20 protein-coding genes and 1 pseudogene are annotated in these 26,471 nt (G+C 40.2%); 12 read left to right on the top strand and 9 right to left on the bottom strand.

All coding sequences use genetic code 11. The annotated features are described in order from the left end of the window. Window positions 1–15 precede the first annotated feature (15 nt). From B3B27_RS09795 to B3B27_RS09760, 8 genes and pseudogenes are all read right to left on the bottom strand, one after another. Complete coding sequence (locus tag B3B27_RS09795) at window positions 16–2,235, bottom strand: GH92 family glycosyl hydrolase (protein WP_286847358.1); 2,220 nt, start codon at window positions 2,233–2,235, stop codon at window positions 16–18. After that, window positions 2,232–3,536 carry a hypothetical protein gene (locus B3B27_RS09790; protein ID WP_286847357.1) on the bottom strand — a complete coding sequence of 435 codons (1,305 nt, stop codon included), beginning with the start codon at window positions 3,534–3,536 and terminating at the stop codon, window positions 2,232–2,234. Before B3B27_RS09790 ends, B3B27_RS09795 begins: the two co-directional genes overlap by 4 nt. Before the next feature lie 54 nt (window positions 3,537–3,590). Then, window positions 3,591–4,470 (bottom strand): annotated as a pseudogene (locus B3B27_RS09785) (family 16 glycoside hydrolase); the annotation flags it as partial. Window positions 4,471–4,628: 158 nt separating this feature from the next. Beyond that, window positions 4,629–5,756, bottom strand: a complete 1,128-nt coding sequence (locus tag B3B27_RS09780; RefSeq protein ID WP_286847355.1) for a DUF4998 domain-containing protein — start codon at window positions 5,754–5,756, stop codon at window positions 4,629–4,631. Window positions 5,757–5,767: 11 nt separating this feature from the next. Further along, a complete protein-coding gene (locus B3B27_RS09775; protein WP_286832493.1) occupies window positions 5,768–7,012 on the bottom strand; it encodes a DUF4959 domain-containing protein in 1,245 nt (414 codons plus the stop codon). Between the two features lie 38 nt (window positions 7,013–7,050). Next, window positions 7,051–8,985, bottom strand: a complete 1,935-nt coding sequence (locus tag B3B27_RS09770; RefSeq protein WP_238867055.1) for a RagB/SusD family nutrient uptake outer membrane protein — start codon at window positions 8,983–8,985, stop codon at window positions 7,051–7,053. 11 nt (window positions 8,986–8,996) lie between these two features. Then, window positions 8,997–12,083 (bottom strand): SusC/RagA family TonB-linked outer membrane protein, encoded by a 3,087-nt coding sequence (locus B3B27_RS09765; RefSeq protein ID WP_286847352.1) that lies wholly within the window; start codon window positions 12,081–12,083, stop codon window positions 8,997–8,999. A 101-nt stretch (window positions 12,084–12,184) separates the two neighbouring features. Beyond that, the gene (locus B3B27_RS09760; protein WP_286847350.1) at window positions 12,185–13,183 is read right to left on the bottom strand and encodes a LacI family DNA-binding transcriptional regulator; all 999 of its coding nucleotides are present in this window, start codon (window positions 13,181–13,183) and stop codon (window positions 12,185–12,187) included. A 382-nt stretch (window positions 13,184–13,565) separates the two neighbouring features. Here B3B27_RS09760 and B3B27_RS09755 point away from each other — a divergent pair, with 382 nt between their 5' ends. The 12 genes from B3B27_RS09755 (at window position 13,566) to B3B27_RS09700 (ending at window position 25,443) form a co-directional block, all read left to right on the top strand. Next, a complete protein-coding gene (locus B3B27_RS09755) occupies window positions 13,566–13,880 on the top strand; it encodes a hypothetical protein (RefSeq protein ID WP_238867061.1) in 315 nt (104 codons plus the stop codon). A 45-nt stretch (window positions 13,881–13,925) separates the two neighbouring features. Beyond that, a complete protein-coding gene (gene rpoN, locus B3B27_RS09750; protein ID WP_238867063.1) occupies window positions 13,926–15,383 on the top strand; it encodes an RNA polymerase factor sigma-54 in 1,458 nt (485 codons plus the stop codon). Between the two features lie 32 nt (window positions 15,384–15,415). Next, window positions 15,416–16,030, top strand: coding sequence for a phosphatase PAP2 family protein (locus B3B27_RS09745; protein WP_238867065.1), 615 nt, complete (start codon window positions 15,416–15,418; stop codon window positions 16,028–16,030). Between the two features lie 82 nt (window positions 16,031–16,112). Continuing rightward, on the top strand, window positions 16,113–16,493 hold the full coding sequence (gene gcvH / locus B3B27_RS09740) for a glycine cleavage system protein GcvH (protein WP_238867067.1): 381 nt from the start codon (window positions 16,113–16,115) through the stop codon (window positions 16,491–16,493). Between the two features lie 143 nt (window positions 16,494–16,636). Then, window positions 16,637–17,143, top strand: coding sequence for a 5-(carboxyamino)imidazole ribonucleotide mutase (gene purE, locus B3B27_RS09735; protein ID WP_238867069.1), 507 nt, complete (start codon window positions 16,637–16,639; stop codon window positions 17,141–17,143). 8 nt (window positions 17,144–17,151) lie between these two features. Next, a complete protein-coding gene (locus B3B27_RS09730; protein WP_286845995.1) occupies window positions 17,152–17,769 on the top strand; it encodes an SIS domain-containing protein in 618 nt (205 codons plus the stop codon). A gap of 24 nt (window positions 17,770–17,793) precedes the next feature. After that, a complete protein-coding gene (locus tag B3B27_RS09725; RefSeq protein WP_286847349.1) occupies window positions 17,794–19,854 on the top strand; it encodes a dipeptidyl-peptidase 3 family protein in 2,061 nt (686 codons plus the stop codon). A gap of 79 nt (window positions 19,855–19,933) precedes the next feature. Beyond that, window positions 19,934–21,220: a bifunctional folylpolyglutamate synthase/dihydrofolate synthase gene (locus tag B3B27_RS09720; protein ID WP_238867072.1), complete on the top strand. Its 1,287-nt coding sequence runs from the start codon at window positions 19,934–19,936 to the stop codon at window positions 21,218–21,220. 332 nt (window positions 21,221–21,552) lie between these two features. Continuing rightward, window positions 21,553–22,011 carry an RNA polymerase sigma factor gene (locus B3B27_RS09715; protein WP_286833338.1) on the top strand — a complete coding sequence of 153 codons (459 nt, stop codon included), beginning with the start codon at window positions 21,553–21,555 and terminating at the stop codon, window positions 22,009–22,011. A 454-nt stretch (window positions 22,012–22,465) separates the two neighbouring features. Beyond that, window positions 22,466–23,653, top strand: coding sequence for a FecR family protein (locus B3B27_RS09710; RefSeq protein WP_286833337.1), 1,188 nt, complete (start codon window positions 22,466–22,468; stop codon window positions 23,651–23,653). 440 nt (window positions 23,654–24,093) lie between these two features. Continuing rightward, complete coding sequence (locus B3B27_RS09705) at window positions 24,094–24,246, top strand: hypothetical protein (protein ID WP_286833335.1); 153 nt, start codon at window positions 24,094–24,096, stop codon at window positions 24,244–24,246. A gap of 192 nt (window positions 24,247–24,438) precedes the next feature. Further along, complete coding sequence (locus B3B27_RS09700) at window positions 24,439–25,443, top strand: virulence RhuM family protein (protein WP_286833333.1); 1,005 nt, start codon at window positions 24,439–24,441, stop codon at window positions 25,441–25,443. A gap of 184 nt (window positions 25,444–25,627) precedes the next feature. Here B3B27_RS09700 and B3B27_RS09695 read toward each other — a convergent pair whose 3' ends face one another. Continuing rightward, complete coding sequence (locus B3B27_RS09695; RefSeq protein ID WP_286833331.1) at window positions 25,628–26,359, bottom strand: hypothetical protein; 732 nt, start codon at window positions 26,357–26,359, stop codon at window positions 25,628–25,630. Window positions 26,360–26,471 lie beyond the last annotated feature (112 nt).

Raw genomic sequence — 26,471 nt, 5'->3', positions numbered from 1 at the left:
CCGTTTCTTTATACTTTATTTGGTTATTGATCTGTATCCGTTATACGAAGGTGGCATATCGTTTTCTTTACTCCCCCACTTAAGATTGGGTTTATCACCCATTTGCAATTCCAAAAGAGCTCCTTTTACCAAATCTTCGTGAGAAAACCAGCATTTGGTCAAATCGCTACCGTTGAGACTAGCTCTTTGTATGTATTTGTTTTCACCTGAATTATTATAAGCGTTGATTATGAATTGTTTCCCATTGGGTAGATCGATGGTTATCTTTTCAAATACTGGGCTCCCAATGTTGTAAAACGGAATACCCGGGGTTACGGGAAAAAATCCCATCATGGAAAATACGACAAAAGACGACATACCTCCTCCGTCTTCGTCTCCGGGAATACCGAACAGGTTGTCCGCAAACCAGGTATCCAGCAACATACGAATACGCTTTTGGGTTTTCCATGGTGCCCTCAGATAATTGTACAGGTAAGGAATATGGAAGCTCGGCTCGTTGCCCATCGCAAATTGTCCTACTAAGCCCGAAGCGTCAGGTTGTGTGTACCAAAATCTGAATTTCGGAAGTCCGAGATCTTCACGGAACAACTGATCGAGTTTTTCTTCTGCCTGCTCCTTTCCTCCCATAAGATCAAAAAGTCCATACAAATCATGTTTGGCTGCCCAGTTAAAAGTATATGCATTATTTTCCGTAAAATATTCCCGTCCGGCAAAACGGGGATCGAAATGTTCAATCCATTCGCCGTTCTTGTCTTTAGGCCAAACAAAACCTTTTTCGACACGAAAAACATTGCGATAATTCAATGAGCGGTTTAAAAATAATTCGCGATCCTTTTCATTGCCTGTAAAATCAGCCATTTGCGCGATGCACCAGTCGCTATAACTATTGTCGATCGTAACGGATACGCTTTGCCGTTTTTCCCAATCTGGATCTACTTCTTTTACAGTTTCTTCTTCGCCGGGCCATAGTCCGGGCATGTATCCCTTTTCATTGTAAAAAGAATCAAGAGACGTTGCAGGACCATTATTCCAGGGCAAAAGAGTAGCTTCCAAAGAACCTTTTTTAATACCCTCATAGGCTTTGTCAAAGTCAAAATTCCGCAATCCTTTCGCCCAGGCATCCGTCATCCAGATAGCCGCGTTGTTGACAGTCATTGCCGGCCAATCACCAAATACGACTGCGAAGGAAGGCATCCATCCGCTTTGTTCATACATGGTTATATATGAGCGGATCCGTTCCTGAGCCAATGCCGGATTCAGAATCATACCCAATGGTTCTAATGCAATATAATTATCCCATAGCCAGTTATCCACATAAAAGGGCTTATCGGATTGATGTACCTTGTGATCGAAAGCACTATAATACGCCCCATACTCATTGATATCGACCATACGTTCATAACTACGGTACAAGGCAGTATAAAAGACCCTTTTCTGCGCTTCTGTTCCCCCTTCCACATTAATTTGTGACAAAACCTTGTCCCAGGCATTATAGGCAGCCTTTTTGACCTCATCAAAATTCCATCCGGGAATTTCATTATATAAATTTTGTTTTGCCTTTTCTACACTGATATAAGAAATACCGTATTTAAAGCGTACGGTTTTCGCGTTTTGACCGATTTTCAATAATGCGTGTTTCTTTTCGTTGTCTTTATACCGGATATCTTCGATGTCCACATCAGTTTCAGCATATAAGTACGCTTTCATCCCCTGAAAATGATCGGTTCCGGTTATCACTCTTTTGTTGGCCTTCAACTCTCCTTCACCGTTGAGAATGCCCAAACGAAAAAAATTATGATCATTCTCCGCAAAAGTCACCTGAAAGATCGCACTTCGCTCAGCGGTTGTAAATTCAATCACATCATTTTTCACTTCAGAAGCTACCTGATAGTAATAAGGTGTCGCTTGTTCCTTTTCTATGTTGAACTTTTTATCCCATAAATCCGATTCACCACTTACAGGCAAAAACTGAAAAACATAAGCAATACGGTGAGAAGCCACATTTAAAGGGAAGTAGCGTATCTGGTCATCCAACTGGTCCTTCTTCATCGGATAAGACCTCAGCATGCAGTTCGGCAACTGTACGGTAGGTCGTGTAGGTTCAAGTATAAGTCCTACACCACCGATGGTCGGGTCTACATACGACAGGTTTGATTGCGCAAAAGCGATAGGTGAAATAAGAAATAGTACTATTAAAATATAATTTCTAAACATAGCCTTAAAAAAATTAATCATTGATTGTATTCTTCAATCGTTTTGATAGCCGACCACAATACACCGGCTGTGCCTCGATATGCCCCCGAACCTTTAGGCTCACCGTCATGCGACCACCATTCGTAAAAACCATCATGTGCAATTGTTCTGTCAAGCATAGGGGATATGGCTTCATATGCTTCCGCATAAAAACCGTTGCGGGCTAACTGTTTAACCATTCGCGCCCCGAACCATGTCCAATCACCACCATTCTGATAGCCATAATCGCCGCACTCGTATAAAATTGGATTATTAAAAAATCCGATGGGATAAAATGGATATATCGTTAAGCCTATAGATTGGGCTCCAGCCTTTTCAACATTCTCTTTCATCTTTTTGTATGAACTAATAATTTCCTTCTTTGATAACAATCCGGCTTCTATTGCAATCGCCGTACCTCCGTGATAATATATCTCCAATTCGTTTAATTCTGGGGGGAAAGGGGATTTATCAAGATAGAGATGGGGAATGAATTTCTGGCGTTTCTCGTCCCATAAATGTATCCTTACATTTGTGAATATTGTATGGAATGTTTCTGACCAGAATTCTTTATTGTGCGTGGTGACAGACAGTAAATCCTTTATCGCAATGATAAACATCGCATTGTCATAAATATCCACACAGAGATGTGACGTACTGTCTAAACAAACGCCCCATTCATGCTCAGGTTGCACATCGCCCCAATCGATCGTGGTAGCCCCCCACAGTAAACCGTATTTATCGGAATAACGATGATCTAAAAGATAATACATAGCTTTTTCCATCCGTGACAATACGGATAAACCGTTAATTTTCTCTTGCAGAATTGTCGTATCACCGGTAGCTCTGATATATTTTGCAACAGCTTGTACAAGCGACGTCTCCTGATCGGTTTCAACCGTGTTCTTGTGAGCCATAAAACCGGGAGCACTGTCGGAATACCGGTAATCATAAGACCCATTCGTTTTCTCTTTTGGCACATATCCGTCCGGAATATCCCCGTCTCCTTTCTGGAAATGAAAAAACATCAGCAAGGCTTCCCTTATTTCATGAGAACGGCCCACGTCACAAGCTAATTCAAGAAATGTATTCAGGTCCCTGATCCAAATCTCATTATAATGGCCGCCGGCATTCAAACCGGTTGAAATGAATTCTTCGGCTTTATTTACCACTGATTCCAAACGTTTGTCATCCGCAATCTGGTTTCTTAATTTTCTATCCTGACAACCGGCAAACAGCATAAGACAAACAAATAAAACAGTAGTTAAAAAATATTTTTTCATATCCATTAGGTATTTATTCATACGATTATTTTATTTTTCACAATATGATGTATGAAATTATTTGAGTTATTGCACAGAAATTTTAAAATCCACTTTCAACATAAAATTTTTATACTTTCTTAGAGTGATGATATTACCTCCGTTTGTAGACTCCCCTCCATCACCTTTAAGAACTTTTAATATCCCGTTTTAACTACCCAGCCTTTTTCAGGGAACTGATCGAGTTTGGCACCACGCCATCCTTCAGTAGTTTTTCCGTTCCATAACAGCTTCCATCCATCTCTGGCTTTTTTTATAGAAATAGTTTTGGCAATTAAATTAATCTGCTTGATTTCATCTGGGTTTTCATTAATTTTAAATTGATCAGGATTTTCAGTTATGATGCGTATATTTCGCCATGCAACAGCTTTTCCTTCTAATTCCACATTTCCAATAGAGTGAACTTGCGGGGCAATAAAGCTGGAAGGTGTCTTATCATCTAAAAAATCGGCACAAGGTATGCCATTTACCCATGTGCGAATTGAGCTACCTATTGCCTCTATGCGAGCTTTGTTCCACTCATTCTTTCTAAATGCTTTTTGCCCTGCAGAGTTGTGCCCCATCGAATACAACCATCCACGACGTGCTTCATCGTAAACACCTCCGGTCCAAACTCTGGTAGAAGGATCAATCTCAAACTGATACCCATGCACTCTGCCGTTTTGATACTCTTCTAAGCTATTACTTCGGAGCTGGGCAACTGAATTTAGGCCATCATCAACTTTAAATTCAAACTCCAAAATAAAATCATCGTACATTTTTTTGTTGCTAAAAACGTATTGGGTGATCCCATTTTAGATATTCCTACAATTGTCTTGTTCACAATTTTATACTCTGCTGTCCCATTTAACTTGGTCCAACCTTTTAGATTTCTCCCGTTAAATAGATCCTGCCATTTTGCTATAACTTGCAGCATTGGTCTTTGAATATATACCGTTCATGGCTAATCTTGCGGATACCAATGCGGCACTTTTAATAAATTCTCTTCTTGTTGTCATAACATATTTTCAAGAGCTAATGCTTCGTATTTCATGTTTATTATGGATTTCACTCCTCATTATTCCCTCTTTTCCATTAATCCGAATAGGATCCATAAACTGAAAATTCGGCCAAATGAGCATGGACAGTACCACCCGCAGTCATGACAATTTTGATAAATTGTAAAGTTGGTTTTCCTTCCAAGGAGAATTGTTGTACTTTACCATTTACCGGTTCGAAATCGAAACTGCCGTAATCATTCCATGTGATGCCATCCTTACTTCCCTCAATGTTGAATTTTGTGAAACTTTGATTTGCATAATTTGATCTCGGGATAAGTTCAATATACTTTACGGTCACTTTTCTTTTCATATCAATTGCAAGCCAATGAGGATATCCAGGCGAGGCGGGTTTATGTTTGGAATGCCAATATGTATTCGGGTCATCGTCAATCACTTTCTCAGGACCTCCGTTTGGTGCCTGGGTATCGGCTGCGTTTGAACTCGCGGTAATGGCCCAACCATTTTTTTTCATTTTTTGCGGAGGCATGGTTCTTAAATAATAGTCAGTATAAAAAGTATCGATAGCGCCAACCTCAGGAATATAAGCAGTCCTATACCTATATTGGGTTCCACCTTTAAAATCGGTAATGGTAGTACTGACATCATCGACCATGGCAAGTATAGTACGATCAAGCCCCTGACTGTTTTTGTAAACTATCTCTGAAAAGATAGCTCCTTTGGCTATATCGGCTTTCTCCCAATTAATGATCCATCCGTCATCTTCAGAGACCACTTCTTCCGAAATATTTCTGTTAAAAATGCCTGCTTGATAAATTGCCCCGTAAGATCTCCCGGATACCTCTACCGGGATCGAAGCATTACCTGCGGCATCAAAAGTTTTTATGATAAACGTGTAGGTATTTTCCTCTAATCCTTCTATAAAGCAGCGGATAGTATCTAATTCTTGTGATACATCCAACTCCACTGAATCAGTATAGTTATTCCAATAAATCTTTGATCTGGACACTTTGGGATCAGATCCCTTAAGCCATGAAACCTGAACTCTATCTCTGCCCGCAGCAATAAAGGGAGAAGTTGCTTTTCCCGGGTAAATGATCCCGTTGGGAACAACATGCTCCTTATAAATTTCATCCATATTCTGACAAGAAGAATACAGGAATAGTACAATGATACTTGATAAAATATAATTAAATGTTCTCATTGGATATAATTTTAATCGATAATTTGTCCCCAAAAAGATATTTCAGCAATGATTAGTTGCCCACTGGTAACTTCCGAACCATGGGTTGCATAAGTTGAGTTGGTCTTGAACCGAATATATTTCACCGGCCGATATGGATTTGGTATCTTGTCAGAAACAACTAATTCACAATCAATCCCTTCAACTCTAGCATAGTTTTTATCTTCGGCTGTTATGGTTCCTACAGAACCTTCCTCAGAATAGCCCGATGGTTTAAAAGCTTCAAATTCACCCAAAAGATGCCAGTTATCCCAACTTCCATCGGAAGGAGGGAGTTCGGATCCCCACAGTTCGAAGGTTCTTGGACTTGAATTCATATATTCATCATTCAACCGATGATGTACCTTGAATCGGCTAATGGATACTTTATGTCCTAAAGAGATGGTGAAGTGTTGAGGTATTGGCTCCGTATTTTTTCCTGCATAGACATTCCCCCCTCTGTTGCTGGTTATGCCATCCCACATTCCCTCTATTGCATACTGAGGACCTTGGATATACTCCCAACTGTCCCCGGGTAGTTTCATATTTTTAAAATTATCCTTTGGAATTTCTTCTTCAAGAACAGGTATAATCGTTTGTACCAGTGTGTCAGACTTGTTGTTCCATCGATCTCTGATATACAGAGCAAAGTTCAGCTCCTTATTCTCGAGACCTCTTCGGTAAAAACTTCCGCCTGGTGCTTTTGTGTAAAAAGTTTGTAATGGTAACCATTCACCCGTTCCTAACGAATCGATCATAAGTACCAATGCCAAATTAGCTCGAGCTTCATTGGTGAATTCAATTTTTACACCACCGAAAGTGGCATCCATACTCTTGGAGGCGATGATAATAGGCGGTTCTAATGGGTTAACATTCACGGCAACGGGTTTAGAAGATTTGCCATTTCGTCCGATACTATAGAGTCTTACTTCATACGATTTTATTTCCCCAAGTCCTTCAACAAGCAAGGAGTCGGTGTATAATGAAGCCTCCGATTTCACGATTTGTCCGGGAGTCCTTTCATATTCTGCTTTCACTCCTAATAAATTTTCGTCGTCAGGTATAGAGTACCGAATAATAGCCCCTCCGGATATATTCTCAATTTTTGTAATTGTTACAGGTGCGGGAGCAGGGGTTGCGTCATCAATCTGATCGATGCGACCTTCTTCTTTACAACCTATAAAGATTATGAGAACAGAAAATATCCACATTGACAGCAAAGCAATACTTTTATTCATATTTTCCATATTTTTACATTCATTTTTTTCAATACATTTTACCAACCAATATTTTGAACAAGATTTCTGTTATTCTCGATATATGCTTCTCTTAACGGCCAGAAATAATTTTTTACGGAAAATTTCTGTTCGAATAGGGGAACAACTTTATAAAACAGGTCCGGATTACCTTCGGTAACATTCCATCCCTCTATCGGGGTTTGATAATACGAAGGAGCAGTTTTCCACCGCCGAATATCCCAAAATCTTTGACCTTCAAATGCCAATTCAATCAAACGTTCCCTATGGATAATTTCTCTCATTCCATCCTGTGTGAGATATTTTTTCGTGTTAGCGAAATTGTCCCATGAATATTTGACACCTTGCAATCCTGCTCGTTGTCTTACCAAGTCGATATATGTAAATAATTCACTTTGATTTTCACCTATTGGTCCCTCGGTTTCATTAATAGCCTCGGCATACAGAAGGTATAAATCTGCCAATCGGATTACAGGCCAGGGATAGTACTCAATGTCATATCCGTTTTCGGAGGATTGCACATTTTGAAAATGCACATTTTTCTTCCACCAATATCCCGTAAATGGGCCATATTCACGACCTCTGTTTTTTCCTTGCGTACCGCCTCTGCGAGCGGCTACATAAAACAGATCGAGTGGTTTCGAATCGTCGTATTTTCCTTGTCCGTACCATATTCCGCCGTCGAACCCCAAATTGGCATAAAAGCGAGGTTCACGATTAAAATGTAATAGAATGGTTTGATATCCCTCGCGGATATAAAGATTGTCCTGTTTTCCGGCAACTTTTAGTTCTAACACATCTATTCCTGCCCATTCCGAATCTTCCTCAATGGGGACACCATGATCGGTATAGAACAATTTCGCAATTTTGAGCGGCGGTTGCAATTGCGATCTCATCTGAAAATTATCGATGTAACGGATATCCAGATTGGGCGATGCCAATCGTTGATTTTGCAGAATATTGCCACGACCGGTCTTGGTGTTTGCCCAAATGATTTCACTGTTCCATTTGTCACAAAAAGCATTTCTGATGGATAATTGAGTAGTGATCGTATCTGTCAGTTTGTATTGTTGATAATTGGGATTGTAGGTGTATAATTTCATTCCGGCACTATGACAGGTTTCAATCGCCTCTTTACATGCTGTTACGGCTTTTTCCCATTTTGATATTTCATATTGAGCTGGGAAAAGAGGTTTTCCATCCGGATTTTTCAAAGTAACCTGATCGGAATTTCCATTGAATAACGGACTGGCTGCCGTGACCAGTACCTTTGCCTTCATCGCTGCGGCAATGGGTTTAGTGATTCTCCCCAGGTCTGAGGTAGGGTTGTCTATAATCAAGGGAAGATTCGGCATAGCCCCATCAAGCAGTTCAACAATATAATGGAAACAATCATCAATGGGATTTCTATAGACTTTTACTTCATCCACACCTGCATCAATGGGTAAATTCTCTTTTATCAATGGAATTGGGCCATACATACGTACCAGGTAAAAATGGTAATAAGCTTTTAAGAAAGTGACTTCTGCTTTCCATAATTTTTTTTCCCACTCTGGTAAATCGGGAACTTTGTCTACATTTTCCAAAAAAATATTGCAATGTCTCAATGCTATATAGAGACTCACCCAATAACCGTTTCCTATAGGGTTGTTAGAGTTTTGGAATCCTTGCGCCAATCTAAACATATCCTGTCCAAATTGTGAGGGTGCAGGATCAATGAGTGACCACATCTCATCTCCGCCTATAATCGCAGGATCGGATCCCAGATTACCATCCTGAGGTAAGTATGAGTAACAGGTATACAGGTACTTCTTAGCTTCTGACCTCATGGTAAAAGCCATTTCAATAGTAGCGATATTATCTGGTACAATATCCAAATAGTCCGAACAAGAGATGCTTATTGTTCCTATGAGAAAAAATGAGACCAAATAAAGAGTGATTTTATTTCTTTTCATTTTATAAGCGATTAATTAATTGTTAAATTTATTCCAGCATTAAATACCCGCTGAATAGGATATCCCAGCCCTTCACCGGCCATTTCCACATCCCATAATTTGAATTTGCTGAATAGGAGCAAGTTGTTTCCACTCAAATACAATCTCAGATTACCTAGATGATATTTCTTTTGCCATTTTCCTGGTATTGTATATCCGATTTCGGCTTGTTTCAAGCGAACAAATGATCCATCACGCATAAACCAAGTACTTGTCTGAATATTGTTCTGGTTGAGTGTTGGAGAAAGTCTTGGCCAAATGGCATACATATCCTGGTTTGCTTCCGACCAATGGCTGTCCGCATATGCTTGTAATATCTGAGTCTGGTTCCGGAATGGAGAGGTGTTTGCCGCGTTCATCCAGAATGATTCGTTCGCTGCTCCCTGAAAGAACAGGGAAAAGTCAAACCTCTTATATCCCATTGAAAAACCAAACCCATAAACAATTTCAGGGACGGTAGGGTATCCTATTGGTACTTTATCCGCTTCTGTAATTTTACCATCTCGGTTTATATCGGTATACTTTATATCTCCTCCGCCATATACGGAACCGAATCCCTGATAGGGTGAATTATCTGCTTCCGCATCATCCATAAATAATCTTTCTGCAATATAGCCCCAGGTCTGATTCAAGGACTGCCCCACCCTTGATCTCCAATATTCATTATATTGGGGTTCTTCAAAAACCTCAAACTTACTGCTTGCATAAGTGAAATTACCTCTCGCGGATGTCCAAAAATCTTTATTCCATGATTGTTGGTAGTCTAAAGAGATATCTATTCCTTTTCCTGATGCCTCTCCAACATTTGCTCTTATTGGTGCAGTTAATCCCATGGTAGTGGGAATAGCTTCCCTTGTCATTAATATCTTGCTACGATGTTCGGTAAAATATTCGGCAATGATATTAATCTTGTTCCATAATCCAAATTCCAAAGCATAATTGTTTTTTAAAGAAGTTTCCCAGCTAATATTCGGGTTTGAATATCTCGAAATAGAAATGCCAGAAAGTCCCTTATCTACGTTGGTTCCAAATGTTGCTCCATAATTTCCATCATTCATATTTACATTGGATAGGTAGAAAAATCGATCACTGGATGTGCCTATCTGGTCATTTCCAACCAACCCATAACTATATCTTAATTTTAAGTTTGAGATGACAGGCTTTATCGGATCCCAAAAATTTTCATTGGAGACCACCCATGCAACACCGGCTGACGGAAAGAAGCCAAATCGTTTATCTTTCGAAAAGCGCTCGGAGCCATTATACCCGAAATTGAATTCTGTAAAATACCGGTTTTCATATGAATAGGTTAATCTTCCTGATAGGCCAACATTCCTCGAAGGGAGGGACAATTGAATATTTCCTGCATTAGCTTTGCTCTGATCCCGCAACATATAGACTAAAAGCCCGCTTACATTATGTTTTTCGTTGAATGTCCGTTGATAATTCAATGTGGATTCCATGTACATGATACTGGTTATATCCTTGCCCCCTTCTGAATAATTCAAATATTCTGTACCGTTATCATTCGTTTGTATCAGTTGATATTTGTCAGTTACACTGTAATAACTGCCGATTTGGTAATAATAAGGATTATAAAACCTTCGAACATCATATTTCGACACTCTTGTGATATTCATTAATCCTTTGATTGAAAGTCCTTCGGTCAAAAAATTAAGATCCTGCTTGAGCTCCAGGTGTGCCATCATTTGTGATCTTTTTTCTTCCCTATACCCTCTTACCATTTCAGCATAGGGATTGGTATATGAATCGTCATAATTCCCGAACATAATATGATTAACAAATTTATGTTCTTCATCTACCGGGTAAAAAGCGGGGAACATGACCGGATTGGCGTGCATTACCATATTATACATCTCCTTTCCTGTATAAATAGGACCTGTATAATCATCGAAATTACCGTTTAACCGGACGATCATTTCGGTTGTTTTTGTCAAATCAATATTAATATTACTTCGCAATGTGTAAATTTCAGATTTGATGTTATTATTAAAATTGTTTCTTTTATCTACATTAAGAATCCCGTTATCTACGCTATAAGAGCCAGCTACATAATATCTGGCAACGCCACCGCCACCACTAACATTGAGATTTACTCTCTGGTTAGCTGTGTAATCTTTGAACAACATATCTTTCCAATGGACGGCAGGATAGATAAGGGGGTTCATTCCTGCAGCCGTATTCTCAATTTTCTCATCACTGTACGGTAATTCGCCTAGGGGATCCCGAGTGAGCACTGCTTCATTATGGAGTTTCATATATGTTACCGGATCGGCAATTTTTATGTCTTTCGTCGGTTGAGAAATAGAGTTCTCTATGCGGACTGATATCTTCGCAGGACCTTCTTTCCCCTGTTTAGTTGTAATGAGAATGACCCCATTGGCACCTCTTGCGCCGTATAACGCGGTGGCTGTAGCATCTTTCATTACGGAGAAACTTGCAATATCATCGGGTTGTAACCTGGCTAAATCAGTAGTGGTTAGTTCAATCCCGTCAATCAATATTAAAGGATTCTTGTTCTCTCCGAAGGTGGTAATACCACGTACAAAAAAGTCAGCATAATCCTGTCCCGGTTCGCCACTTCGCTGATAGGATATAACACCAGCCATTCTACCGGCAAGAGCCGTAGTAAGATTGCTTGATGGAACTTTGAGTTCGGTCGGATTTACTGTCGTGATTGAACCTATTACACTCTCTTTCTTTTGCTTTCCGAAAGCAACAATCGTTACTTCTTCGAGTTCGCTTGTCTCCGGCCTTAAAGACACCTCGATAAACGTTTTATTTCCAACCTCAATGGTTTGTGACTGCATCCCTAAAAACGAAAAAACGAGTTTATCGGATGTGGTCACTTTAATTTCAAATGTTCCATCTATATCCGTGGTTACTCCTCTTGTTGACTTATCTACAAGGATGCTCACGCCCGGCAACGGTTCACCGGTTTCCGCTTCTATCACTTTTCCCTTTACTTGTACCGGTTGCTGTGCAATTAACGATAATGGAAAAAGAAAAATTAAAAAAAGTAATTTCGTTTTTTTCATTAGTAAAATCTATTATAATAATTTAAGTTTGTTGATAAGCATAAGCTAAACCGGTTAACTAATCATGTATAAAAAATAGTATCTTCATGATCAATTAAGTTTTAAATAGAATGTGTAATTTCGGCATCGAGGACTAATTGTTGAATATTTTTAATCCCTTTGATCTGTTCAATCAGCATTTCAACTGCTTCCTCTCCCATTTTTTTGATCGGTTGTTCAATATAATTAATCGGAATATTGTTAATGGAAATCGTATCTATTTTATCAAAACAAAGCACTTCCATCTCCTCTGAAACCTTTATATTTTCTCTATGCATATACTTTATTCCGGTAATAAACACCCTTCTGGAACAAAAAAATATAGCCTCAACCTTATCAGGATTATTTTTCAGATCTACAATAGCTTGCCTAATTTGCTCTTCTTGTTCTTCATATTTAATGTCTTTTATTAGTGCAGGATCCAATAAATTATAACGTTTCATTGTATCAATATATCCCTGCCTCCTATCCGTCAATGCATTAAGATTAATATCGTAACATATAATTGCAATTCTCCTATAGCCTTTTTCTATTAGAAACTTAACTGCATCTGTAGATGCTTTATAATTATCCACAATTATATAGCTGGCTTGAATATCCGGATAATAACGGTCAACTTGCACCATAGGGACATGTCTTTTAACGATTCTATCAGCAATTCTACCTCCTCCAGCAACAGGAACAAGAATAATTCCGTCTATCTGTTTATTTAACAATATTGTAACTACATCATCAAATTCTTCTAAAGATTCGTTCGTATTTGTGGTAATCACCACATAACCATATTTTTTGGCACGTTCTTGAATGTGAAATGTAAGATTTCCAAAGAATTCATTCGAAATATCAGTCACAATAACTCCAATAGTCATGGTCATTCCGGTACTGAGGCTACGTGCAATCTCATTCGGGTAATAATTCATCTCTTCCGCCATTCGTCTGACTTTTAAGCACATTTCTTCGCTAATACGATTACCTTTTGCCTTACCACTCAATACAAGGGAAACTGTCCCCTTTGAAACTCCTAACCTGTCTGCTATATTTTGCATTGATACCTTTTTCATATTTTTTAAACCTGAGAGCAAACGCTAAACCGGTTAACTATATATACAACAAAACGTTCTAAATTTTTGCAATTGTATATTAAAATCTCATACGAAACAAAATATTTAAATTTATTTTGCATCATTTAATAGACACGATAATTTACTCTTAATATATGTAAACAGCGTAAGAAACGGGCTTCAGCAGTTTTCTTATAAATGAACAACACAAAATGCAAGCAGATAACTTGATTTAAGAAAAACCCGGAGATAAATTGGACAAACCTGTCAGAAGAAAACAGAGATGTGATAAATGAGATTAAAGATATTTTGAAATTAGATTGTTGAACAGATTCTTTTATTCATTGTTTTAATTCTATATCAAAACAAAAAGGAGTCAGTAATGAAACCAAAATATTTGCCGGTCGATCACGACTATTTTGAAATCTTTGACAGAGAAATGGAAAAAGAAGAGGCAAGGGTAATATATTTTGCTTTTTCAGATGAGCCTGAACTGGAAGAGTTGCGTGGGAAGATTATGAAAATCAGAGAAATAAAAGACGAGGGGTATTATCTTTTTTTTGAAAATGGCGACAGAGTGCGTTTAGACCGGATTGTGGTTATCAATGGAATTCCAGGCCCGGCTTATGACGAATACGACTCGTATGCCCTTGCCCCTCTTACATGTCAGGCAGGTTATGACAATTGCAATTGGTAGTAAAATCATTATCTTTGCTAGTGATTTATTTTTGAACAAAGTCTTATGGCACTCAAGCAGCAACAGGAACTAAAACAAATACAGCGACTCTCCCCCTTGCAAATGCAGGTGATAAAGTTAGTGGAGTTGAACTCCATTGAGGTGGAAGACCGGATTAAACAGGAGGTTGAAGATAATCCCGCGCTGGAGACTGCCGATGCCGAGATATCGGCCGATGTCGAAAATGAAGATATGGAAAGCGGGGAGGACACGTCTCTTTCGCAGGAAGATATGATTCTTGGCGACTATTTCTCGGAGGATGACATCCCCGACTATCGCCTGAACGCAACATATCATAAAAACGAAACAAATATTGCCGAAATAAATTACTATGACGATAAATCGCTCAGCGATTACCTTCTGGAACAGATAAGGTTGTTAAATCTGGACAACCGGAAACAGTTGATCGCGGAATATATTATCGGTAGCCTCGATGAGAATGGTTATCTGCAGCGCGACCTGCAATCGATATCAGACGACCTGTTGTTCCAGCAGCAAATGGAGGTCACTCCTCTACATCTGGAAGATGTATTATATGAGATACAGGATCTCGATCCGGCTGGTGTGGGAGCCCGTGGACTGCAGGAGTGCCTGCTGATACAGCTGAATCGCTGTGAACCAACACCATCAGTAAGTCTTGCAAAAAAAATACTTAAAGATTATTTTGATGAGTTTTCACGAAAACACTACGATAAGATCATGCGACGGATGAATATTTCACAGGACGATCTACGGGATGCCATTGAAGAAATCACGTCGCTGAACCCGAAACCTGGGAATAACATTGGAGATACTATGCAGACTGCAATGAACAATATTACTCCCGATTTCATCGTAGACTCCTATAACGGTGAAGTATCTATACACCTAAATAACAGCAATATTCCTACACTGAAGGTGAGCCGCAGCTTTTCGGAAATGCTGAAAGGTTACAGCGATAATAAAGAGAGTATGTCAACCGATGATAAACAAACAATGCTTTTTATGAAACAAAAGGTTGATTCCGCTAAATGGTTCATAGATGCTGTCAGACAACGCCAAAACACACTACAAAAAACCATAGAGGCAATTGTACACATTCAGTACGACTTCTTCCTTACGGAAGATGAAAAATGCCTAAAACCTATGATCCTAAAAGATGTTGCTGAAAGAACAGGTTTCGATATTTCTACCATTTCCCGAGTAAGCAACAGCAAATATGTACAGACCAACACCGGTGTTTACCCTCTGAAGTTTTTCTTCTCCGAAGCGATGCAGACTAGAGGAGGGGAAGATATTTCTTCAACAGAGATAAAATCAATTTTAAGGGAGAGCATCGACAACGAAAACTCTTCTAAACCTCTCACAGATGAGCAACTAACTAAAATCCTCAATAATAAAGGGTATGTAATAGCACGACGCACAGTGGCGAAATATCGTGAACAATTGAACATTCCGGTAGCCCGATTGAGAAAAAAAATATAACTTTGCCGTTTCAGAAAATGAAACTTAGCAGGATGAAGTCAATTTCACACGTAATTTCCACTATTTTCCAACCATTGTTGATGCCGACCTACGGGGTATTGCTCCTATTTGTTTATACCTATTTCGGTTTGATGTATCAAAATCATTTCTGGCAAATTATTACTCCTGTAGTCGTTTTTTCATTCGTGATACCTTCTATTCTCATTTTTTTACTGTACCGAATGAAAATTATATCCGATTTATCGCTAAAGATACGCAGAGAACGTATATACCCTTATCTGATTACTGTAGTATCTTACTCAGCAATGATAGTATTCTACAACAGGATGTACATGCCCGGATGGTTTCTTATGATGCTTGCCGCATCTGTTGCAATAATGATCTTTGCAATAATTATCACGCTGAAGTGGAAGATAAGCGCACATATGTTCGGGATTGGCGGACTCATTGGCGGGGCAATGTCGATAAGCTATTTTGTGGAACGTTCAAATCCATATTACATGTTTATGGGATTGTTTATCATTGCCGGGTTGGTAGGCACATCAAGACTAATACTGCGACGCCACACACTTTCCCAGGTAATTGCCGGTTTTTTACTCGGTTTCCTGGTCTCGTTCACGTTCGTATGGTTTGGAGTGAAGATTTGAACTGAAAAGTTTGATTTTTGATAATATAGAATTAAGTTGTAAATTTACCACATGAATTAATTTTTTTAAAATTTTAATCGTTATGAATTTTCCTGAAAATGTAAAGTATTCTTCCGATCACGAATGGGTGAGAGTGGAAGGCAGTGAGGCATACGTCGGAATTACCGATTTTGCACAGGATGAGTTGGGTGAAATCGTCTATGTTGATGTAACCTCTGAGGGAGAAACCCTTGCACAGGGAGATGTTTTCGGAAGTATTGAAGCTGTGAAAACCGTATCAGACCTGATGATGCCTATGGGTGGTGAAGTGTTGGAGTTGAATCCAAAACTCGATGATGCACCTGAGCTTGTAAACAAGGACCCATACGGTGAAGGATGGATTATCAAAATCTCAGTTAAGAACAGCGAAGAACTGACAGGCTTAATGTCGGCCGAAGCATATAAAGAGTTTATAGGTAAATAAAACAAAAGGATCTGAAAATGGAGGGAATCACCAACACCAGTGATTCCTTTCTGTTTATCGCAGGAAATATGCAGTAATACCATCTGTTTTAACACAGATGGTATCTGTGAATTATATTAATCAAACGGATAATTATATTATTTATGCAACCTGTTGTAAGCATTATTATGGGCAGCACATCTGATCTGCCCGTGATGGAAAAAGCGGCACGCTTCCTCAACGAGATGGAGGTCCCTTTCGAAATGAACGCCCTGTCGGCACACCGTACACCCGAAGAGGTTGAAATATTCGCAAAAGGTGCCAAAGATAAAGGGATCAAGGTTATTATTGCCGCAGCGGGAATGGCAGCACACCTGCCAGGTGTGATTGCCTCCATGACCACCCTCCCGGTGATAGGCGTGCCCATCAATTCATCGCTCGAAGGAATGGATGCACTGCTTGCCATCGTGCAGATGCCCCCGGGTATTCCAGTAGCCACCGTAGGAATAAACGGCTCTTTGAATGCCGCTATTCTGGCACTACAGATAATTGCCGCCAACAACGAGCCTTTGCAGAAAAAAATGTCTGACTATAAAAACAGCCTGAAAAACAAAATAAAGGAAGCCAATAAAGAGCTGGCATCGGTTTCCTATAAATTCAAAACAAACTGACAACAGTAATGAATCACGAAGATATAAGCACTATACTGAAACAGGAGGCTGATGCCATCCTGAACATACCGGTAACCGACAGATATGAAAAAGCCATTGATCTGATAATAGAGAATGTACACGGGAAACGGGGAAAATTAGTAATTAGCGGCATGGGCAAAGCTGGACAGATTGGACAAAATATGGCAACCACATTTTGTTCAACAGGTACACCAGCCATTTTCCTTCATCCCAGCGAAGCGCAACATGGCGACCTCGGAGTCCTACAGGACAACGATCTGCTTTTATTGATTACCAATTCAGGGAAAACCCGCGAGATCATAGAACTGATAGATTTGGCAAGAGGGATGTATCCAGAAATTCCCATTATCGTAATCACCGGCAACAAAGAGAGTGTGCTCGCCAAAGAAGCGGATGTGACACTCCTAACCGGAAACCCGCCGGAGGTATGCCCTCTAGATCTTACTCCCACCACCTCTACCACAATAATGACAGTCATGGGAGACATACTTGTTGTAGGAACAATGAAACGGATCAACTTCACTGCAAGTGAATATGCCAAACGTCATCATGGCGGATACCTGGGAGATAAATCGAGAAATGCATGTACAAAGCCCATATCTTAAACAAATAGACAAATAGTTATAAATATGAAAAAAGTAATCTTTATGCTAACAACCTTTTTTTTGCTTTCTTCATGTATAAGCAAAAACACAGATAATCAGACGGTAGCTGATGATGGTATTGATTCCGCTTTCCAGTATAAGGTCGACCGGTTTGCCGATATAGAAATCCTCCGCTATCCAGTCCCCGGATTTAACAGCTTGCCGCTCCAGCAGAAAGAGCTGATATATTACTTGTCGCAGGCTGCATTGGAAGGCCGCGATATACTCTGGGACCAGCATAATCGGTACAACCTGACCATCCGCCGTGTTTGCGAAGGTGTATATGAAAATTATATGGGTGACAAATCTTCCACAGAGTGGGAGAATTTCGAGACTTACCTTAAACAGATATGGATGGCGAACGGTATACACCACCATTATTCAGAGGACAAAATTATGCCGGAGTTTACAAGGGAGTACTTCGTGTCCATAGTGAAAAGTGTTGATCCGGGACGGATGCCTTTCCGCGATGGAATGGCTGCCGACGAAACTCTCAAAGAGATACTCCCGGTGATGTTCGATCCGGATGTTATGCCCAAAAGAATGAACCAGTCGGCCGGTGCCGATATTGTAAGAACATCGGCTGTAAACTTCTATGAAGGGGTTACTCAGAAAGAGGTGGAAGAGTTCTACAACGCCATGAAAAAGACAGACGATAACACACCTGTCTCTTACGGACTCAACAGCAAGGTAGTAAAAAAAGATGGAGTCGTTACCGAACAATTATGGAAAATAGACGGTATGTACGACAAAGCTATCGAACGTATAGTTGGATGGCTGGAGAAAGCTGCCGGCGTTGCAGAAAACGAACATCAGAAAGAGACCATCAACACGCTCATTGCGTATTACACAACAGGAGATCTGAAGATTTTCGACGATTTTTCGGTAAAATGGGTAACTGACACCGATTCGCGCGTTGATTTTGTAAACGGGTTCATCGAGACCTATACCGATCCGCTTGGCATGAAAGCCACATGGGAGGCATTGGTGAATTTCAAAAGCGAAGAGGCATCTAAGCGCACGGAATTGATCAGCAATAATGCGCAATGGTTTGAAGACAACTCTCCTATTGACAATCGTTTCAAAAAAGAGGAAGTGAAAGGAGTTTCCGCTAAAGTGATAACCGCAGCAATACTGGGAGGCGACACGTATCCGGCCACCCCTATAGGTATCAACCTGCCCAATGCAAACTGGATCCGCCGCGACCATGGCTCCAAATCGGTGACTATAGACAATATCACCTTCGCCTATGCCAAAGCAGCTGAAGGAAACGGTTTTAAAGAAGAGTTTATGTGGAGTGATGTCGAACGTGAAATTTCAATAAAATATGAAACTATTACAGATAATCTGCATACCGACTTGCACGAATGTCTGGGTCACGGTTCAGGTAAACTGCTCCCCGGTGTTGACGGAGATGCCCTGAAAGCATATGGCTCTCCCCTGGAAGAGACACGCGCCGACCTGTTTGCTCTCTACTATCTTGCAGATCCGAAGCTTGTGGAACTGGGGCTGCTGCCCGATAGCGAGGCTTATAAGGCTGAGTACTATAAATATATTATGAATGGGGCAATGACACAACTTACACGCATCCAGCCTGGCAAAGACATTGAACAAGCACACATGCGCAACCGGGCGCTTATATCGAACTGGGTAATTGAACACGGAAAGGCCGACAGTGTTGTTGTGATGCAGAAGCGCGATGATAAAACATATGTGGTGATCAGCGATTACAACAAATTGCGAACACTCTTTGGTCAGTTGCTTGCTGAAGTGCAACGTATAAAATCGGAAGGCGACTATGAAGCCGGAAAGAACCTGGTAGAGGCATACGGGGTAAAAGTGAATACTGAACTCCATTCAGAAGTATTGTCGCGCTATAAAGCCCTTGATATAGCTCCCTACAAAGGGTTCGTAAATCCCGTATACAAGCTGGTCACTGATGAGAATGGCAAGGTAACCGATGTTACGATATCATACGACGAGAACTATGTTGAACAGCAATTGCGCTATTCAAGACAATACTCGGTATTGCCACTTAAGAACTGATAGAAAAACAAATTTTTGGAATAAGCGTTTCGGTTCAGCCGAAACGCTTATTTTTGTATCAGAATTATTTAATGAATTTATGACTTACGAAGAGACTCTCAACTACCTGTACAGGCAAATGCCCGAATATCAACGAATTGGGGATAGAGCATATAAAGAAGGGCTAGACAACAGCCTCGCGTTGGACGAGATATTCGGCCATCCCCACAAGCGCTACAGAACCATACATGTAGGGGGAACAAACGGCAAGGGTTCAACCTCACATCTGCTAGCGGCTATCTTGCAGAAAGCCGGTTACAGAGTGGGACTCTATACATCACCTCACCTGATAGATTTCCGCGAGCGAATTCGTGTGAATGGAGCAATGATTGAAAAAGATTATGTTGTGGAATTCGTGGAAAAGTATAAAGATAAATTTGAACCTGTGATGCCCTCCTTTTTTGAGCTGACCATGGAGATGGCCTTTCTCTGGTTCTCCCTGCAGGAGGTTGATGTGGCAGTCGTTGAAGTGGGACTGGGCGGGCGGCTCGACAGCACTAACATCATCACTCCCGATATCAGCATCATCACCAACATTGGATTTGACCATATGAAATTTCTTGGTGATACACTGCCAAAGATAGCTGCCGAAAAGGCAGGGATAATAAAAAAACATACTCCTGTAGTGATTGGCGAGACGGACAATACGGAAGTAGCTCAGGTTTTTATTGATAAGGCACATTCCGTGAAAGCACCCATTGTATTCTCGGAACTATATATGAACGACTTTGAAGCTGAGAAGAAAGATTACGGATGGTTGTTTCAATCCGGCAAATACCCGAATCTGAAGGGCGAACTAAAGGGTATGGCACAGGACAAGAATGCCCGTACGGTATTAACAACAGTGGAGGCCCTACTTGAAACAGGGTACAACATACCGGCAGAAGCAGTTTACAAAGGGTTTGCTAACGTAACAGCTATCACCGGTTTAATGGGACGATGGCAGCAGCTACGGACTTCTCCTGAAATTATCTGTGACATAGCGCATAACGCCCATGGATTAAAGTATGTGGCGGAACAGTTGCTTTTGGAAGATTACAACAGATTGCATATTGTATTCGGAATGGCTAACGACAAGGATGTAGACTCCGTGCTTACATTAATGCCGCAAAATGCTGTTTACTATTTCACTAGGGCATCTGTAGAACGAGCATTAAACGAGAAGACGCTGGCAGGTTATGCAGCCGCACACGGGTTAGCAGGCTACATCTTTCCATCCGTTTCCCATGCTGTTGAAGCAGCACTGAAAAACGCCGGTGAAAATGACCTCATTTTCATCGGCGGCAGTTCCTTTATCGTGGCAGATGCGTTGCCTTTGTTTATATGATTACCATATTAATACAATCCGAAAATTATATGTTTGCGGTGCTGCAAGGTCTTTCGCCAATTGCGAGTCTTTTATGATAAATGCAACAGTACTTTTACCGTTATCTTTATATTGAACGTCATAACTGATGGTTTCTGTAAACGTCGCTATTGGATTACCTGCTTCATCTGCTCCGTCGTAAGTATTTATATAAAAAAGATACATATTTTTGTAAAAAAGGTGCAGGCTTAAAATCTTACGCCTTTTTCTTTTATTGTGTACCTTTGCCGGATAGTGTAGCCAATTGCGAAAAGTTGTGCTGCCTGTTTTTGATCATTTCAATTCGAGGAGCTATGCAATACACGGATGTGACACACGAGAAAATAACCTATTTATTTGTGAAGTTTGGTGAGGGGGATGAAAAGGCGTTTTCTTTCTTTTACAAATACTTCATGAACGACTTGTATGCATACGGCAGAAGCCTGGGTGCAACGGAGGTGCATGTCATGGATGTCGTGCAAGATGTTTTTGTCAACGTGTTTTTTGATAAGCCGCAACTTAAATCCGTGGAGCATTTCAAGTATTTCCTGCTCAAATCGCTGAAAAATCGACTGTACGACCTTTTTAAATCCAAATCATTTTCCAAGACTGAAGATATTAATGAAGAAGTACTAGCCTTTTCTATCAAAACCACCGTGTTGGACGAGATTATCGAAGAGGAAGACCGGATAATCATAGAGCAGAAGATTGAAAAACTGTTGTCCGTACTCTCTCCCTTGCAAAAAGAAGCACTCTATCTCGGCAATATTTAGGGTCTGGAGTATTCGGAGATTTCAGGAATGATGAACAGATCCGAAGTTTCCATACGCAAGTTGGTGTCGCAGGCAATCATCAAAATAAGAAAGGAGAATAAAGTGTTGCCGATGGTGGTGTTTGTTGCGATGTTGTATGGTTGATTTCTGTATCCCTAAATCTCTGCCTGTTTCGGTTTCGATAGTCATCGGGACATCGGGAGGGTAGCTGTGGCGAATGGTGTTTTTTGGAGAATAATAATGTTTTGAAGTTCGCAATATCCATCGGGATCAACCCGGGGTGGGTTCGGACAACTAACTTTGATTTTATTTGTGTTTTTGAGGTAATATCCCGCCTTTGTCTTGAAATTCATGGAATTTAATTTATATTAATTGAATTGCCCTAAAAAATACTCACAAAAAGGCAAGTCATTCGTATCTGTCATAACAACCATAGAACGAATAATAGATGCACATGAATAAATATCAGGGATACAAAGCAGTTGACTTTCTCAAAGATGATGATTTCTTGAGATGGAATCTCTTTCAATCGGAGGAGGACAATGCGTATTGGGCAGACGTAATGAGTACGCTTCCTGATTTGACACCTGCCATCGATCATGCCAAGGAACTTTATAAAACACAGATTCGTTTGAACGATTATCCCCTCACACCTCAACAAATAGACAGCAGTCATGATCGTTTCCGCCACCGCATCGCCAAGCAAAGGAAGCGCAGGACATTGTACTATTGGCTTTCAGGAGCGGCGTCCGTTTTGCTCCTGTTGGCGGTCAACCATTTTTTTAAACCTTTTGAAAAACAGGATTCCCAATTGTTGGATTTCGTGAAAACAAGTTCGTTTGCCGTTGATTCCGTTTCGGAAGAGATACAGCTTTACGTTTCTGCCGACCGATTGATCACGATTGAAGAAAAGGAGGCCCACATTTCGTACCATGCCGACAGCGTCCGGGTTACCGGCAAATCGCTTGCGGAAGTGAACACCATGGAGTATAGCCGGTTAGTTGTACCAAAAGGAAAACGCTCGAAACTGGTTTTATCTGACGCAACAACTTTACATGTAAATTCAGGCACAAAAGTGATTTATCCCAATCGTTTCGCGGGCAATACCCGTGAAATCTATGTGGATGGCGAAATTTTCTTAGATGTTGCTCATAATCAAAAACAACCCTTCATTGTAAGAACAAATGAAATTGCAATTCGGGTAACGGGAACACGATTCAATGTACAGGCTTACGAGGAAGATGCGGAAACCCAAGTTGTATTGGCATCCGGAGCTGTGCAAATTACACCTAATCATCATGCAGGAAAAATAGATTTAGTTCCGTCTCAACTCTGTGATTACAAGGCAGGTCAAGCATCCGTTAAGCATGTGGATGTGGAAAGATACATTTCGTGGATGCAAGGCATGATTTATGTGGAAGATGAGCGCTTGGATGTGTTGATGACCAAACTTTCACGCTATTACGGTGAGAAAATTCTGTTTGATGAAGGACTTGGAAATCAAAGATGTACCGGAAAAGTCGATTTGAAAGATGATCTTGCCGATGTGCTCAACGGACTTACTTTCTCTTTCCGTATCAAGGTTGATCAGGAGAGTGGAAACGTACAGGGTAACTACAAGATAAAGAGAATCTATTTCTAAATATGAATATAAACACTTAAAAACAGATGAATATGGAAGATTCAGGATAAGATAAATAAAAAAAGAAGATCGGACAACGTCGCCAAACACCATCCGATCCAGAACTAAATGTAATATTCGTTCCCTCTACTAAGGAGTTGTTTGGCAGATAGATGTATGAGAGAATTGGTTGAAGATATACTTTAGTGTGTATTTTTCAAAGAATAAATTAGCAATATCTGATTGAAAATCGGCTGTCCGACTAAATTTTTTTCGCTATCTTTACCCATGTTTTATTTTGTTACTGCAAATACAAAAGTAAAACATCGGGGCGAAACCATCAGGGAGTAGCCCTTTTTTTTTGAAATTTTATTCGGTCAGTAGTGATATGGGAGCATTTTGTATGAAGGAGATAGTTAAAAAAAACAAAGGCCGGTAAAGATTACTCCAACACGGTTTTTATGTCACCAAATGTAATAATGAAAGCTGAAATCGCCCAGTTCTCTGCCGGGATAGACATTGATCCATCCCTTGGGGATGCAAAAGCCTACCGCATGACCGCAAAAGCCACCATACTGCCGAAACGAATTATCTATTGTTCAGCAGAAAAATAGAGGGAGGAAGAGGTGAGAAAATATGCCCAAGAATGTCTTTTTTGTAATATGTTGGAAAGGTACTGGTTTTGAACATGGAAGCTGTCGATAAAAATCAATATATTTGCGTTTAAAATCAATAAATAAAAACGATGAAACCTATTAATCGGATTAAAATTGTATTAGTTGAAAAGCAAAAAACTAGAGGAAGCTATGAGTGATAATCAAGGGAATATCGTTATCTATCAAACCGAAGACGGGAACACCCGCATTGAGGTGAAGATGGAACACGAGACTGTATGGCTCACGCAGGCTCAGTTAGTAGAACTCTATCAAACTAGTAAATCAAATGTAAGCGAGCATATTAAGCATATATTTGAAGAAGGTGAACTGGACGAAAATTCAGTTGTTCGGAAATTCCGAACAACTGCCAACGATGGAAAGAATTACAATGTAACCTATTATAGTTTGGACATGATTATTTCATTAGGTTACCGTATCAAATCTATTGTCGCTACTCACTTTCGCCGCTGGGCAACGGAACGCCTGAAAGAGTATATTATAAAAGGATTTACGATGGATGACGAACGCCTGAAACAATTAGGTGGTGGAAGTTATTGGAAAGAGCTGCTCGACCGTATCCGTGATATTCGTTCTTCTGAGAAAGTGCTTTACCGTCAGGTACTCGACCTTTATGCTACAAGTGTAGATTACGACCCGAAATCCGATATATCTATCCAATTTTTCAAAATCGTACAGAACAAACTTCACTTTGCAGCACATGGACATACAGCAGCCGAAGTTATTTACAAGCGGGCTGATGCCGATAAACCATTTATGGGCTTAACTACATTTTCCGGCGAATTGCCCACAGGAAAAGATATAACGGTTGCCAAAAACTATCTTACAGCCGATGAACTTAAAATATTGAACAATTTGGTTTCCGGATATTTCGATTTCGCTGAAATTCAAGCTATGCGTCGAAACGCGATGTATATGTCGGACTATGTTACACAGTTGGATAATATCCTCTCTTCAACCGGCGAAAAACTTTTAACGGATGCCGGACAAATTAGCCACCAGCAAGCGATGGATAAAGCCAAAGTGGAATACAGGAAGTACCAGGTGAAAACAATTTCGCCCGTGGAGCAGGCTTATTTGGATACGATTAAAGCGTTGCAAAAGAAAGCGAAGAAGAAAGGAGGGGATGATGAGTAAGGGATGGAAAACAACGTTTTTGTCGGAGTTGGGTTCTTTTCATGTAGATAGCCCAAACTCATGAGGAAGCGCAGTTTTAGTATCAATTTCCAAAAGTAAGCATTTTGTATGAAGGAGAAAGTTAAAAAAAACAAAGGCCGGTAAAGATTACTTCAACGGCCTCTTTATTGGTTCTTTGTGTCAGTTACCAGATCAATACAATTCTAAAATTGTAGTTCTGCGGTGCATCCAGGTCTTTCGCCAATTGCGAGTCTTTTATGATAAATGCAACAGTACTTTTACCGTTATCTTTATATTGAACGTCATAGCTGATGGTTTCTGTAAACGTCGCTATTGGATTACCTGTTTCATCTATTTCGGTAGAATAGGTATTCACAAAAGGAAGGGGTTTTTGAACTTCGTCAACACCCTGAGTCCCGATAAAAACATAACCGATGGTTGCTCCATCCTCATAAATAAATTCTGTTAGTTCCGGAAAGTTAAAGAAGACTTCATATTGTGCGACTTCGTCGTTCCATTTCCAATCCTCTTTCTTTACGTTGATGTTTACGATTTTCCAACCTGTAGCGGCTTTTTCCACCTCCTGCTTAATAATCTCCCGAATCTGTGCTTCTGTAAGCCCTTGTCCAACCGCCTGAATAATCTGATCAATTTGTGCAGGAGTCAACGCTCCTTTTAATTCTTCGGTAATTATTTGACGGATACGCTCTTCACTTACGTTTGGAGGAATTGAGTTGCTAATAAGCTGTATAATTTGTTCCTGTGTTAGGTAACCCCTCAATTCTTCCCGGATGATTGAGCGCAACTCCTGTTCCGTAACATAATCTTCCGATGGTGATGTACAGGAATATCCTCCGAGAAGAATTCCCGCGGCCAACAAAGGTACAAGAAAGACAACAACCCGTTTTTTTACCATGATAAATGAACTTTTATAACATTTTTATCCATACCCAAAGGTAAACATTTTGCATGAGAGATCGGCAAAGATACTCTACCGGTTGTCATATTACCAGATCAACACTACCTGA

It is taken from the genome of Proteiniphilum sp. UBA5463, assembly GCF_002427225.1.
GTDB lineage: Bacteria > Bacteroidota > Bacteroidia > Bacteroidales > Dysgonomonadaceae > Proteiniphilum > Proteiniphilum propionicum.
Note: the sequence above shows the minus strand (reverse complement) of the source record. Positions and strands in the feature narration are given on the sequence as shown.